Below are 14,074 nucleotides of genomic sequence, written 5' to 3'. Positions count from 1 at the left end.
TCATGCAAAAATTGTCAACCCCCAACAACCGTTCTCCCCATTCCAAGTCTTTGGCCATTTTCACTTTTGTGTTGATGGTATTTTTCTTGCGCTCCCAGGGAATGGCCCAATCGAGACCGGACACTCTTTTCTTTAAGGATAGATTACAACCGCTTTCCAAAGAGAATGTATTCAAGACCGAAGGATATTACAACTGGGGTGGTTCCATTATCAAGGACAAGAAAGGCACTTATCATCTTTTTTATTCCCGTTGGAAAAAAGAATACACCTTTACAGGTTGGCTGACCCATTCGGAAATTGCCCATGCCACCTCCAAATCCCCTGCAGGTCCTTGGAAATATAAGAACACGGCACTAACCGGAAGAGGAGGCAACTATTGGGACGCCATTACTGCACACAACCCCAAGATAAAATACTTTGAGGGCAAGTATTATCTCTACTATATCTCGACCCATTTGGGAGAGCAATCCTATACCGAGGCGGACCTGGTTGAAACTGCCCAAACCGGCTATACTCACCCCAATTGGAAGGTGCTTAGACCCAATCAGCGCACCGGGGTAGCGGTATCCAATACCCTTAATGGTCCTTGGACACGCATGGATAAACCCATTGTTGAACCTTCAGGACCCATAACCACCTTAACCGTGAATCCGGCCATTGATAAAGGTAAGGATGGGAAATATTACCTGATTGTCAAAGGGGACAAGCCGAACGAGACCCGCTTCATCCGGAATCAGGCCATCGCTGTTGCCGATACACCATCAGGGCCGTTCACAATACAGCCCAAACCGGTAATCGATTATCTCGATACAGAGGACATGTCCCTTTGGTACGATGCCAAAAGGAATTACTTCTACGGAGTGTTTCATGCACATTCCATAATTGGAATGGTAAGTTCCCAAGATGGCATTCATTGGAAAAAAGCAACAGAATACGCCGTGCTGCCCAAAAAATTGCAAATGCCGGACGGACAAGAGCTTATTCCAGACCGCATGGAAAGGCCGTTTATCTATGTTGAGGACAACGAACCCCGTGTACTAAGCTTGGCGGTGAAAAAGGGAGATGAATCCTATCTGGTTTTTAATCCTATTGAAAGCCGTGGGGATTTTCCTTTGCCCAACAAGCGCCAGTTGGCTTGGCAACAAGCCGAAATGGGTGCTGTTTTTCATTACGACCTCCATGTTTTTGATGGCGTCAAATACGGGCAGGGAAACAATCGTATTGATCCTGTGGATGATTATCAAATTTTCAATCCGCAACAATTGGATACCGACCAATGGATAAAGGCCGCCAAGGATGCCGGATTTACCTTCGCTATCCTAACCGCCACCCATGAAACTGGCTTTGCCCTATTCCAATCCGACGTAAATCCCTATAGCATGAAAGCCTTGAATTTTCAAGATGGAAAAGGTGATATCGTTCGGGATTTTGTGAATTCCTGTCGCAAGTATGGGATTAAACCAGGCATATACGTCGGAATCCGGTGGAATTCCATGCTGGGCGTACACAATTTTAAGGTCAATGGAGAGGGTGAATTCAAAGAGAACCGGCAAAAGTGGTACAATCGTATGGTGGAAGGGATGGTCAAGGAACTTTGCACCAACTATGGTGAACTTTTCGAGATTTGGTTTGACGGAGGTGCGGATTCTCCAGAAAATGGCGCACCCGACGTGTTGCCCATTGTTCAACAGTATCAACCCAATTGTCTTTTTTATCATAACAAACAATTGGCGGAAGCCCGTTGGGGAGGCTCCGAATCGGGGACCGTCAGCTATCCAAACTGGTCCACCTTTCCCTACTATTCCACTGGGGCCGGAGAATCTGCCCATAAAAACATAGCGCACAACAACTTTCAATTGTTGAAAGAGGGCGACCCCAACGGAAACTATTGGGTGCCAGCAATGGCAGATGCCCCTTTGCGAGGATACAATGGGCGACACGAGTGGTTTTGGGAGCCCGGAGACGAAGCCCATATTTTTCCTTTGAAAAATTTAATGGACATCTATTACAAATCCGTAGGGCGAAATTCCACCTTGATCATGGGCCTTACCCCCGACCCAAGGGGTTTGCTTCCAGAACCGGATGTGCAAAGACTCAAAGAATGGGGAGATGAAATAAAAAGAAGGTTCTCAAACCCTTTGGGAACCACCTCGGGAAAAGGATCAAAACTACAATTGAAGTTTGATCAACCTACCAAAATCAACCATGTGATCTTGCAAGAAGATATTAGCAAAGGTGAAAGGGTAAGGGCTTACCGTATTGAAGGTTGGACGCAAGGTGGATGGAAAACCTTGACCCAGGGAAAAAGTATCGGACATAAACGGATCGAGCATTTTACCCCGACGGAGGTAAGTCGAATTAGGCTCGTGCTCACCATCTTCGAAAGAACGCCCCAAATAGTAAACTTTAGCGCTTTTTTCAGCCCCATGGACAATACTAACCAATAAAACATCATGAAGACCAACACTAAGTTAGCTGTTCCCCTTAAGAAAAATGTATGGTCCAAACTCGCAGGACTTATTTTACCAATTCTGATAATTGGTTGTACTGGACAGGCGCCATTGTCCTTGGAAACAGAAAGTTTTAAGCTGGGACTTGATGGACAAGGAAAAGTGGTGGAACTGGTGGATCAAATCAAAAGCAACAATTATTCTTTTTCTGGGGAAGGTGACCGACCCATTTTGTCTATTCAGGTCAACGGAGCATTGGTGCAGCCGGCTACTTGTAACTATGACCCGGAAAGGAAAACCCTCACCCTTACCTATCCAGAAAATGACATTGTAGCCAAGGTAACAACGCAATTTAAAACGGGGTATCTAACCTTCGAGCTGACGTCCGTAACCCATGAAGACAAAATAGAACTGGTACAATGGGGACCTTTTGAAACCACAATAAAAGAAACCATAGGGGAAACGGTCGGAGTTGTTCGTAACTCTGATTTCGCTATTGGTATTCAGGCACTCAACATAAGGACACTAGGTGGAGTTCCTGAGAACACCGACGATTCCACTCCTTCCTACGATATTTTTGGAACCACCAGTTTAGTTGATGTTTCCGATTCCCTGAACATTCTCTATAGAGGACATACCGCACAACCCAAAGATTATGGAAGCTCTTTGCAGGCCTATACTAGAAATAGGACGAAAGATCGGGTAGTGGCCACCATGAATCATGAGAAATATATAGCTCCCGCCTATAAGGACGAAGGAATTATCGGTTCCAAGATTGCCCTTTTTGGTTGCCTGCCCGAGGATGTCCTCAATACCATTGAAGCCATAGAATTGGAGGAAGGACTTCCACACCCAATGCTGGATGGCGTTTGGGGAAAGCGGGCACCGAAGGCCAGTTCTTCGTATTTAATCCAGGATTTTACTGCTGAAACCGTGGATCAGGCCATTGCACTGACCAAAAAAGCTGGACTAAAATATCTGTACCATCCTGGGCCGTTTGAAAATTGGGGTCATTTTGACCTCAAAAAGGACGCTTTCCCAGAAAATTGGGACAGCATGAAAGCCTGTGTTTTAAAAGCGGAGAAAGAAGGCATTGCCATGGGGGTACATACCCTTTCAAATTTTATAACCACCAACGATCCGTATGTAAGCCCCATCCCGGATGACCGATTGGCCAAAGTAGGGATCTCAAGTTTATCACAGTCCATAGATCAAGATGCGAAAGACATTGAAATAGATGATCCGACCTATTTCAACCAAATGAAGAACAACAACCTTCATGCGGCCGTCATAGGCAAGGAAATCATTAGGTATGAATCGGTATCCGAACAAGCTCCATGGAAACTTTTGAATTGTGAACGTGGTGCGTTTGGGACTTCAAAACTAGCCCATGAAAAAGGAGCAGGTATTGCTAAATTGGCCGATCATGGTTACAAAACATTTTTGACGAATACCGCTCTTTCCATAGAGATGGCAAGCACCATTGCCGATTTGTTCAACCAAACGGGACTTAAGCAAATTTCGTTTGACGGATTGGAAGGCAATAACTCCACCGGAATGGGCGCCTACGGAAAACAACTTTTTGTGAACGAATGGTATTCCAAACTAAACCCGGACATTAAGAACAATTACATCATGGATGCCAGCAATACGGAGCATTATTTCTGGCACATGTTTACAAGAATGAATTGGGGAGAACCCTGGTATGCTGGCTTTAGGGAAAGTCAAACCGCATACCGCCTATTGAACCAAGATTATTTCCGACGGAATTACATTCCCGGAATGTTGGGCTGGTTCAGCATGCACGAAAACACAAGCCTCGAGGATATTGAATGGATGTTGGCCCGGAGTGCTGGTTTTGACGCAGGTTATGCTTTGGTGACATCAGCCGAATTAATCTCCAAAAATGGGTTTGGCGACCAAATTCTGGAGAAGATAAAGCAATGGGAAAAGGCTAGAATGTCAAAGGTGTTTTCAAAGGATCAAAAGAAGCGTATGGAGGACATTGGAAATGAGTTTACTTTGGAAAGCAGTTCTGAAGACTCCTGGGATCTAATTCCATACGAAGTGTACCGTTTCGAGCATAAATTCAAGGTTCGCCAACCAGGGGAACCCATCTGGTCTTCCTTTGACCTCAACAATACAAACACAAAACAACCCCTGCAATTTATCCTTAGTGCAAAAGGGAACACTGTCAACCACATTACAGTTGAAATCAATGGATTTAAAAAGAATTCCTTGGAGGTTACCCTTCAACCCGGCCAGTATCTCAAATATAACGGAGGTAAGGAGGCGGTGCTCTATTCCAAAACTTGGAACCGGATAAGGAGCATCCCCATGGATGCCGGACAATGGACCATAAACAAGGGAGACAATACCCTGCAAGTCGACTGTCAATTCCATGGAACAGAAGAGGCAAGTTTAAAATTAGAACTAAAAACGGCCGGCCATCCAGAGGAGGTGGCAGCTAAACAATCATAACCATGAACAAAATCGCACTTAGAATTTTATCAATCGGAGCCTTGGTTTTTGCTGCCTCCTGCTCTAATGTGGAACCTCCAAAACCTGTTGGTCCACTTCCTTCGGAACGACAACTCGCCTGGCACGATATGGAGTATTACGCATTCATCCATTTCAACATGAATACCTTTACAGATATGGAATGGGGTCTGGGCGGAGAGTCCCCAGAGCAGTTTAACCCAACGGAGCTGGACACCCAGCAATGGGCCCGTGTTGCGAAAGAAGCTGGAATGAAAGGTATCATAATTACGGCGAAGCATCACGATGGATTTTGTCTTTGGCCTACCAAGACCACCGAGCATTCGGTTAAAAATTCACCTTGGAAAAATGGACAGGGCGATTTGATCAAAGACCTTTCTGAATCCTGTAAGGAAATCGGGCTCAAGTTTGGGGTATATCTTTCACCTTGGGACCGAAATCACAAAGATTACGGCACACCCGAATATGTTGCGGACTACCATGAACAGCTCCGGGAATTGCTAACCAATTATGGGGAGTTATTTGAAGTTTGGTTCGATGGGGCCAACGGTGGTTCCGGGTATTATGGCGGTGCCAATGAAACTCGAAAAATCGACAATAAAACCTATTATCAATGGGACAAGGTTACTGCCATGGTGCGGGAGCTACAGCCCAATGCAGTAATTTTTAGCGATGCAGGACCGGATGTCCGTTGGGTGGGTAACGAAGAAGGATGGGCCAATGAGACCAATTGGAGTATCATGAGAAGGGATGAGATATATCCAGGATGGCCAAGATATGTGGAACTGCGTTCCGGACACGAGGACGGCACCCATTGGTTGCCCGCTGAAATTGATGTCTCAATTCGCCCGGGATGGTATTACCATGCTTCGGAAGACCATCAAGTAAAATCGCTTCCCCATTTATTGGACATCTACTATCATTCCGTAGGTAGAAATGGAAACCTATTGCTCAATCTTCCCGTGGACAATAGGGGTCTTGTCCATGAAAAAGATGTAGCACAACTTCAGGCGCTAAGGCAACAATTGGACAAGGATTTTGCAGTTGATCTGGCTAAAGGCGTTTTGGCTACTGCCTCGGATGTTCGTGGAGAAAGCTCCAGCTTTGGTGCCGATCAGGCAAATGATGGTAATCCTAATACGTATTGGGCCACCAACGATTCCATTACCCAAGCTTCCTTGACCCTGGAATTTGAACAGCCCACAGAAGTCAACCGAATCTTGCTCCAAGAATATATCCCGTTGGGGCAACGGGTGATGAAATATACTATAGCGGCAGAAATCGATGGTCGGTGGAAAGAAATCACAGAGCAAACCACAATTGGCTACAAGCGCATTCTAAAGTTTGATACAGTGGAAGCCTCTAAAATCAAGATTGACTTTTTACAGGCCAAAGGCCCCTTGGCTATTTCCAATTTGGAAGTCTACAGGGCTCCCAACCTGTTGGTACCTCCGAAAATTTCCAGAAGTAGGGACGGCTTGGTCAATATTGAAGTTCCTGACAAGAATACTGCCATTTACTACACCTTGGATGGATCCAACCCAACCTCATCTTCAACACTGTACGAACAAGCTTTTGAATTAAGCTCACCCACCGTGGTCAAGGCTGTAGCGGTAGATCCAGATAACGACCAAAGTTCGGCGACAGCAACCAAAAGATTGGATATTTCCAAAAAACATTGGAAAGTACTACGTGTTTCTTCCGGGAATATTGAGGAAACCCAAAAAGTCATAGATGCACGACCCAACACCTTTTGGGCCACTGAAAAAGAAGCGTCGACTCCGCAGAGCATCGTTATCGATTTGGGACAGGAATACAACTTGGCCGGATTCACCTATTTGCCCATGCAAGCCAGATACCCTTTCGGGATTATCACCCATTATGAATTTGCCGTTAGCTCCGATGCAAGAAATTGGAACAAGGTCACGGAAGGCGAATTTGGCAACGTGGTCAACAATAGAATAGAGCAAAGTATTGAATTCAATCCTGTAAAAGGACGTTATATTCAATTGAAAGGAACAAAGGTCCATGGCGAAGACTTTACGGCAACCCTTGGTGAAATTGGGGTTATCACAAAGTAGATAGGATTATTCCGTTTGACCCTATGCTTCATCACTAGGGCAGTTAGTTATTCAGTCTACAAAAACTGCCCTGGAGATGAGGTTACAAGTTATAAAATGCTAAGGCATTGGTTCCCATTATTTGATTCCGCTCGTTTTCACTTAAGCCGGAAATTGCATCCGTGGTCAACTGCATTGCCTGTTGATAGCTTGCTGCCACCAGACATACCGGCCAATCGGAACCGTACATGATCCGTTTGGGGCCAAAGGCCTCTAGCACCAGATTGATATAGCGGGTAAATTGATCAGCTTCCCAATTTTTGTAGTCCGCTTCAGTTACCATTCCCGAAAGTTTGCAATGTACATTTTCATGTTCTGCAATTTTTTGCATGAGCACGGCCCATCCGTCATAGTAACCATCCTTGATATACGGCTTGGCTATATGGTCAATCACAAACTTTTGGTTGGGAAATTGCTTCACAAATTCCAGGACCGCACCCAATTGATGGGGAAATACCAAGATGTCGTAGGTATAGCCATATTTCTCCAAAAGCGAAATCCCATTTGTGAAGTTGGGTCGTAGTAAAAAGTTATGGTCTTGCTCCCCTTGTACAATATGCCTCCATCCTTTTAGGAATGGGTTTCCTTGGTATTTTTCCAAGTCTTCTTCCACTGAAATGCTCCTTAAATCCACCCATCCCACAACTCCTTTCACGAAATCGTTCCCAGAGGCGAGGTCCAACAAAAAATCGGTTTCCTCCAAAGTTTGGTCGGCTTGTACGGCCACACAGCCATCGATGTTGTTTTCCGCATAGGTTTTCTTCAGTTCCTCGGGTAGAAAGCTACGCCGGATGTTTGCCATTTCATCATCTATCCAAGCATGCCTCTCGGCATCATAGTTCCAAAAATGCTGATGGGAATCAATTATCATTCTCTTGGGTATTAAAGTTTGAATCCAGGAATTTGTCCAAAGCGGTCTTCATTCCGTGCGTGGTTATTTGTTGAAGATTGTACAGAACTTCAGCCTCCAAACCTTCATATTTGGTAAGGTCCAATCCCCAAAAATCTTCTTTCGAAAGCACTTCGTGGGTCAATACCTGTAAATTGTTCGCATTCGAAGCCCATTGTTTGGCAAAAAAGTCCAAAAACTCCTGACTATCGTTCAATGGGATAGTCTCTCCATTCCTGTCCCCTTTGTAAAAAACGATGAGCGCGGCCAAAGAGAACAACAACCGTTTTGGCAATTTCTGTTCTTTTTGGATATATCCCAATACTGAGGGCAAAACCCGGGTCTTGTATTTGGATATGGAGTTAAGGGAAATGGAGATCAGGGCATGTTCCAAATAAGGATTGCGGAACCTGTCCAATACATCATTGGCAAACGCATGAAGTTCATCTGTGGGCAATTCCAAAGTAGGACAGATTTCGCCAAAAATGGCATCCTTTAAAAATCGCCCCACTGTTTTATCCTCGATGGACTCGCGAACCTTGTCTATCCCGAATAGATACCCAACCGGAACCAAACTGGTATGTGCCCCGTTTAAAATGCGGACCTTTCGGGTCCTATAGGGCTTCATATTATCGGTAAAAATAACGTTCAAGCCTGCGGTTTGTGCTGGGAATTCGCGCTTTACGCTTTCAGGCCCTTCAATGACCCAGAGGTGGAACATCTCTCCTTCCACGACCAAGTTGTCGTGATATCCCAATTCTTTGGTAATTGCATCCATTTTGGCCTTGGGATAGCCCGGAACAATTCTATCAACCAAGGTATTGCAGAATATATTCTCCTTGTTTATCCACGCTATAAAGTCCGCTCCCAAATTCCAATTTTGGGCATATTGCAAAATAATCTTCTTCAGGTTATCCCCATTCCTGTCGATCAATTCACATGGAATGATGATGAGTCCCTTATTGTCTGGAGTTCCTTTAAAATGCAGGAACCGATGATGCAGAAATACTGTCAGTTTACCTGGAAAACTGCTTGGAGGCGCATCTCCAAATTTATCGTCGGGATTGTACGAGATTCCTGCTTCCGTAGTATTTGAAAACACAAACCTGAGCTCGGGATTGGTTGCTTCTTCCAGATATTCCGAATAGTTTGCATAGGGATCAATACCCTTTTGTATGCAATCGATCACCTGATGTTTGCTCTGCGCCCTGCCATTCTTTATGCCATTTAAATAGAGGGTGTACAGTCCATCTTGCCCATTGAGCATATCTATCAACCCGCGGTCTATGGGCTGCACTACCGCCACCCCGGCTTCAAAATTTGCCTTTTGGTTCATTTCATGAACCATCCAATCTGCAAAGGCCCTAAGAAAATTACCTTCCCCAAATTGAAGGATTCGGATTGGATACGTATTTGCCTGAACCGTTTTTCTGTTCAACTGATCGTTCATAGGGATATTCCTCTTTTCCAGGGTATAAAATCATTTTGACCATTGATCTCGGCCTTGGCCAAAGTGCTTCCACTGGCCACTTTAATTATGTGTTCCAGAATATGCTCCCCCATGTCTTCTATTGAATGCTCCCCACTTATTACGGTTCCAGCATTCAAATCAATAATATCGGTCATCTTTTCGTAGAGCTTGGTATTACTGGACATTTTTAATACGGGTGCCAATGGATTTCCCGTCGGGGTACCCAGACCTGTGGTAAACACAATCATGTTGCAACCCGATCCGGCCAAACCCGTGGTGCTTTCCACATCGTTGCCAGGGGTACACAATAGGTTTAAACCAGGTTGGGTAACCGGCTCTGCATAGTCCAAAACACCCACCACCGGGGAGGTGCCTCCTTTTTTCGCAGCCCCTGCGGATTTCATGGCGTCGGTAATTAGGCCATCCTTGATGTTTCCGGGAGAGGGGTTGTTTTCAAAACCCGAACCCACGGCCACAGCAGCATCGGAATAGGAACGCATGAGTTCCGTGAATTTTTGGGCATCTTTTTCAGACTCACATCTATTGATGAGTTCTTGTTCCACCCCATTGAGCTCTGGAAATTCGGACAACACCGCGGAACCGCCCAGCGACACCAAAAGGTCTGAGGCGTAGCCCAGGGCAGGATTCGCCGAAATACCCGAAAACCCATCCGAGCCACCACACTCCAATCCCAATACCAATTTGCTCACGGGTGCAGGTTTCCTATTTGTCCCATTGGCCTTGGACATGCCCACAAAGGTTTTTTTGACCGCGGTCTCTATAAAATCCCGCTCGCTTTTGCTCTCTTGTTGCTCCAAATAGAATACCGGCCTATCGTAATTTGGACTTATCTCCTTGATGTATTTCTGTAATATTTCAATTTGGGCGTTTTGACATCCTAGGCTCAACACCGTGGCACCTGCCGTATTAGGGTGGGTGATATACCCTGCCAATAATTTACAAAGCACTTCGGAATCTTGTCGAATGCCTCCACACCCACCGTCGTGCCTTAAAAATTTTATGCCGTCCACGTTGGGAAAGACCCTCTTTTGGGTCACTTCCTCCTGGCTTAAATGGAGCGATACCTTAAAAAGTTCCTCTTCCGTAGCCCCATTCTTATAATTGTCCACCAGGGCTTGGGTATTTACTCCATAGTCCTTTCTGGAAGGATAACCCAGAGATGCACTCAAGGCACTTTCCAGCACGTCAATATTGCGGTTTTCACAAAAAACGAGCGGTATTACCAGCCAATTGTTACGGGTGCCTACGCGCCCGTCTTCCCTATGATATCCTAGAAAGGTGTTTCCCTTGAACTTGGAAGCATCTGGGCCGCTCCATTGGTATTGGTGATTTTTGTTTTCGAACTGGGCCGAAGCATGTTTTACATTATTCGTGTTGATACCTGTCCCAGTTAGAATGGGCAAAGTGGCCTTGCCCACCAAGACTCCGTACATATAAATCTCATCACCTACTTGAAAATCGTTAAGCGCAAACTTGTGTTTTGCCTTGATGTCTTCTCCCAATATCAGGGAATGCCCACCTATCTGCACCTGTAGGCCTTTGGGCAGATCAGTGATCGCCACAATAATGTTGTCGCGTGGGTCAATTTGTATGTATGAACTTTTAACGCTCATTTTATATTTGGTTTTTGGTTGGTTTCATACTAAAGCTGGATCATGGCCTTGATCACTCCTGTTTCTGGTTTTGTCCAACTGTCAAATTGTGCGATCATCTGGTCAAAATCCGCAACGTGGGTAATAAACGAGCTGGTCGGAAAGATTTCTATGGTATTCATTACGTATTCAAAATCTTCCAAAGTGGCATTTCTACTGCAGAGGATGGAGCTCTCCTTGGCATGGATCTTCGGATGGTTAAAGGTGAGGTCCACCTTGGACAGACCTACCAAGACATATCGTCCGCCATGGGCCATGTAATCCGGTCCGCTTTCCAGGGCTTTTTGGTTCCCTGTGGCGTCAAACACAGCAGTTGCAAAATCGCCCCCAGTAATTTGACCCACCTGTTCCACAGGGTTGTCCGATACATTTACCATGTGTTCGATTCCTATTTCATCCAGAACGAATTGAAGCCTGTTCGGGTTCATATCCAACGCAATTGGAATGGCCCCGGCAAGCTGGGCAAGCTTGAGCATTCCTATACCGATGGGCCCACAGCCCATAACAACAACGTACTCCCCTTTTTGTAGGTTGGCCCTTCTTAACGCATGCGCTCCTATGGCCAGAGGTTCCACAATGGCCATTTGATCATGGGAAAGATGGTTTGCTTTTAGTAGCAAATCCGTACGCACGGTAATGTACTCCTGCATTCCACCATCCGCATGTACCCCGATTACCTTTATGTTTGAACAACAGTTGGTTTTTCCATTCTTGCAGGCAATACAATTTCCGCAATTAATATAGGGCACTACTACAACTTGGTCCCCTACCTTGACCCTATTGTCCTCATCCACTTCCACCACTTCGCAGGCCAATTCATGGCCCAAAATCCTGGGGTAGGTAAAAAAGGCTTGGTTGCCACCATAAGCATGTATATCGGTTCCACATACTCCAATTTTGTGCACTTTCAACAAGGCTTCACCTTGTTTTCTTTTGGGCATTGATTTTTGCTTCAAACTAAAAGTCCCTGGCTGCTCGCAAACGATATATTTCATGGAAGAAAAGGAATTTTAAACGAATCTCCTTTTGTTGATCTAATTAACAATCTAATGTAACCCTTCTGAACGGTGATTTCAAGAACATGATCAAAATCCCAGTCTTTTTACGAGATTCGCAATTCAACGGTAGGTCTTTTGGATATATTCTCCCAGAAATGGGCTTCCCTCAAGGTTTGCACCTAATTTGATATTCTTTTGTGACTTCCAAAATATTGCTGTGTCTTATTAGCATAGTTTTAATAAAAAACTTAGTTTTATTACAATTAAAAAATACTACACCATGGGTAAATTCGAAATTAAAACAGACAAATCAGGGCAATTTAGGTTCAATTTAAAAGCAGGCAACGGCCAAGTAATTCTTAGCAGTGAAGCATACACCACCAAGGCTGCTTGCGAAAACGGGATTGAATCCGTTAAAACAAATTCCCAAGATGACAATCGATACGACAGAAAAACTGCCAAAGACGGAAGTCCTTATTTCAACCTAAAGGCCTCCAACGGACAAGTTATTGGGGCAAGTGAAATGTACTCCAGTACTTCGGCTATGGAAAATGGGATTGCATCCGTTAAAAGCAATGCCCCTGGTGCAGATACTGAGGACAACTCATAAACGCATAAACATTAAAATTCAATGTTTTAGGAACAGCCCATCATGGGCTGTTTTTTTTTGACACCATCTGGATGACTGCATAATTATGGCATCCCAACGTCTTTAAAACGACGAAATCACAAAATCAAATCTTTTTTTGAGAATATTAAGGCGACCAATAGCAAAAAAAACTTGAAATTAGCCTCGGAATAAGCAACAATTACCCATACCGATACAAATCCATCGTATAGCATGTCCAACCACAAAGATTTTGAAGCTGAAGTACTTATCCAATCTCCCGGACGAATTAATTTGATCGGGGAACATTTGGATTACAATGGAGGCCAAGTCCTCCCAGCGGCAATCAATTTAAAAGTGAAGCTACACTTTAGAAAAAACAACAGCTCCACATGTAACTGTTACTCCAAAAATTTCGATGCCCATTTTCAGTTTGACATCAACAAGGTTGAAGTGAGTGAACAGGAATGGCACAATTACTTTTTAGGCGTAGTCCATTTTATATGTCAGGCTTATCCGGGCAAAATCCAAGGATTTGATTGTGTGGTGGAGAGCGACCTCCCAATTGGTTCTGGGGTGAGTTCCTCCGCAGCTTTGGAATGTGGCGTGGCCAAAGGCCTGGACACCCTTTTTTCCATTGGACTTACGGATGACGAGATCATTACAATGGCGCGGGATGCCGAACATCATTATGTAGGAACCAAATGCGGAATTATGGACCAATTTGCCGTGGTCCGGGGTAAAAAGGGAAAACTCATTCGCTTGGACTGTAACGACTTGTCTTTTCAATATGTTCCTGCTGATCTGGGTCCATATTCCATTGTATTGCTGAACACAAACGTCTCCCATAATTTGGCTACTAGTGAGTACAACCTTCGTCGCCAAGAATGCGAAAATGGACTAAAGTCTGTTCAAAACAAATATCCAGAACAAACAATTTTAGCCCAGGTACCCGTGGATATCATCCAAGAATTGAAATCCAGTTTACCACCCAAGACCTATAATCGACTCTTATATGTTGTTCAGGAAAATAACAGGACAATCACCGCAAGCGACGCACTCCAAGCTGGAGATTTGATTACTTTTGGACAAAAGCTCTTTGAGTCCCACGATGGACTGAGCAATCTCTATGAAGTAAGTTGTAAAGAACTGGATTTTTTGGTGGAGGTTGCCAAGGAATTTGATGGCGTTATAGGTGCAAGAATGATGGGCGGCGGCTTCGGAGGCTGCACCATCAACTTGGTGCACAAGGATTCGGAAGAAGCATTCATTGCAGCCTGTTCGGAAGCGTATTTCAAAGAATTCAACATCCAACTCAGTCCATTTACGGTAGCCATCGGGGATGGTGTTAAACAAGCAATCTAAAG

Annotated in this window: 9 protein-coding genes; 5 read left to right on the top strand and 4 right to left on the bottom strand. The window is 44.7% G+C overall.

Going from position 1 to position 14,074, the window contains the following annotated elements:
- Positions 1-2 precede the first annotated feature (2 nt).
- The 3 genes from M3P07_RS11455 to M3P07_RS11445 are packed head-to-tail and all read left to right on the top strand — an operon-like array spanning position 3 to position 7,030.
- Positions 3-2,447 carry an alpha-L-fucosidase gene (locus M3P07_RS11455; RefSeq protein WP_249970047.1) on the top strand — a complete coding sequence of 815 codons (2,445 nt, stop codon included), beginning with the start codon at positions 3-5 and terminating at the stop codon, positions 2,445-2,447.
- A 6-nt stretch (positions 2,448-2,453) separates the two neighbouring features.
- Positions 2,454-4,931: a hypothetical protein gene (locus tag M3P07_RS11450; protein WP_249970046.1), complete on the top strand. Its 2,478-nt coding sequence runs from the start codon at positions 2,454-2,456 to the stop codon at positions 4,929-4,931.
- A gap of 2 nt (positions 4,932-4,933) precedes the next feature.
- Complete coding sequence (locus M3P07_RS11445) at positions 4,934-7,030, top strand: alpha-L-fucosidase (RefSeq protein ID WP_249970045.1); 2,097 nt, start codon at positions 4,934-4,936, stop codon at positions 7,028-7,030.
- Between the two features lie 82 nt (positions 7,031-7,112).
- On the opposite strand, the gene M3P07_RS11440 is transcribed toward M3P07_RS11445, so the two are convergent.
- From M3P07_RS11440 to M3P07_RS11425, 4 genes are read right to left on the bottom strand one after another with little or no spacing between them, the layout of a single operon-like run.
- A complete protein-coding gene (locus tag M3P07_RS11440) occupies positions 7,113-7,940 on the bottom strand; it encodes an amidohydrolase family protein (RefSeq protein WP_249970044.1) in 828 nt (275 codons plus the stop codon).
- Positions 7,930-9,408, bottom strand: coding sequence for a tagaturonate reductase (locus M3P07_RS11435; protein WP_249970043.1), 1,479 nt, complete (start codon positions 9,406-9,408; stop codon positions 7,930-7,932). The genes M3P07_RS11440 and M3P07_RS11435 overlap by 11 nt, the downstream gene beginning before the upstream one ends.
- Positions 9,405-11,063, bottom strand: coding sequence for a UxaA family hydrolase (locus M3P07_RS11430; protein ID WP_249970042.1), 1,659 nt, complete (start codon positions 11,061-11,063; stop codon positions 9,405-9,407). Before M3P07_RS11430 ends, M3P07_RS11435 begins: the two co-directional genes overlap by 4 nt.
- Before the next feature lie 29 nt (positions 11,064-11,092).
- Entirely contained in the window at positions 11,093-12,097 is a 1,005-nt protein-coding gene (locus M3P07_RS11425; RefSeq protein ID WP_249970041.1) for a zinc-binding alcohol dehydrogenase family protein, read from the bottom strand.
- Between the two features lie 283 nt (positions 12,098-12,380).
- Here M3P07_RS11425 and M3P07_RS11420 point away from each other — a divergent pair, with 283 nt between their 5' ends.
- Positions 12,381-12,710 carry a YegP family protein gene (locus M3P07_RS11420; protein ID WP_249970040.1) on the top strand — a complete coding sequence of 110 codons (330 nt, stop codon included), beginning with the start codon at positions 12,381-12,383 and terminating at the stop codon, positions 12,708-12,710.
- Between the two features lie 231 nt (positions 12,711-12,941).
- On the top strand, positions 12,942-14,072 hold the full coding sequence (gene galK, locus M3P07_RS11415; protein ID WP_249970039.1) for a galactokinase: 1,131 nt from the start codon (positions 12,942-12,944) through the stop codon (positions 14,070-14,072).
- Positions 14,073-14,074: the final 2 nt, after the last annotated feature.

Origin of the sequence: Flagellimonas myxillae, from assembly GCF_023502235.1 — a bacterium.
Lineage (GTDB): Bacteria > Bacteroidota > Bacteroidia > Flavobacteriales > Flavobacteriaceae > Flagellimonas > Flagellimonas myxillae.
The sequence above is the reverse complement of the archived record's forward strand: the minus strand, read 5'-3'. Positions and strand labels throughout refer to the sequence as shown.

Bases quoted from the DNA above. Each gene is read 5' to 3' on its own strand.
- M3P07_RS11450 (WP_249970046.1), top strand. From the start codon at position 2,454: ATGAAGACCAACACTAAGTTAGCTGTTCCCCTTAAGAAAAATGTATGG.
- M3P07_RS11435 (WP_249970043.1), bottom strand. From the start codon at position 9,408: ATGAACGATCAGTTGAACAGAAAAACGGTTCAGGCAAATACGTATCCA.
- M3P07_RS11430 (WP_249970042.1), bottom strand. From the start codon at position 11,063: ATGAGCGTTAAAAGTTCATACATACAAATTGACCCACGCGACAACATT.
- M3P07_RS11445 (WP_249970045.1), top strand. From the start codon at position 4,934: ATGAACAAAATCGCACTTAGAATTTTATCAATCGGAGCCTTGGTTTTT.
- M3P07_RS11440 (WP_249970044.1), bottom strand. From the start codon at position 7,940: ATGATAATTGATTCCCATCAGCATTTTTGGAACTATGATGCCGAGAGG.
- M3P07_RS11455 (WP_249970047.1), top strand. From the start codon at position 3: ATGCAAAAATTGTCAACCCCCAACAACCGTTCTCCCCATTCCAAGTCT.
- M3P07_RS11420 (WP_249970040.1), top strand. From the start codon at position 12,381: ATGGGTAAATTCGAAATTAAAACAGACAAATCAGGGCAATTTAGGTTC.
- galK (WP_249970039.1), top strand. From the start codon at position 12,942: ATGTCCAACCACAAAGATTTTGAAGCTGAAGTACTTATCCAATCTCCC.
- M3P07_RS11425 (WP_249970041.1), bottom strand. From the start codon at position 12,097: ATGAAATATATCGTTTGCGAGCAGCCAGGGACTTTTAGTTTGAAGCAA.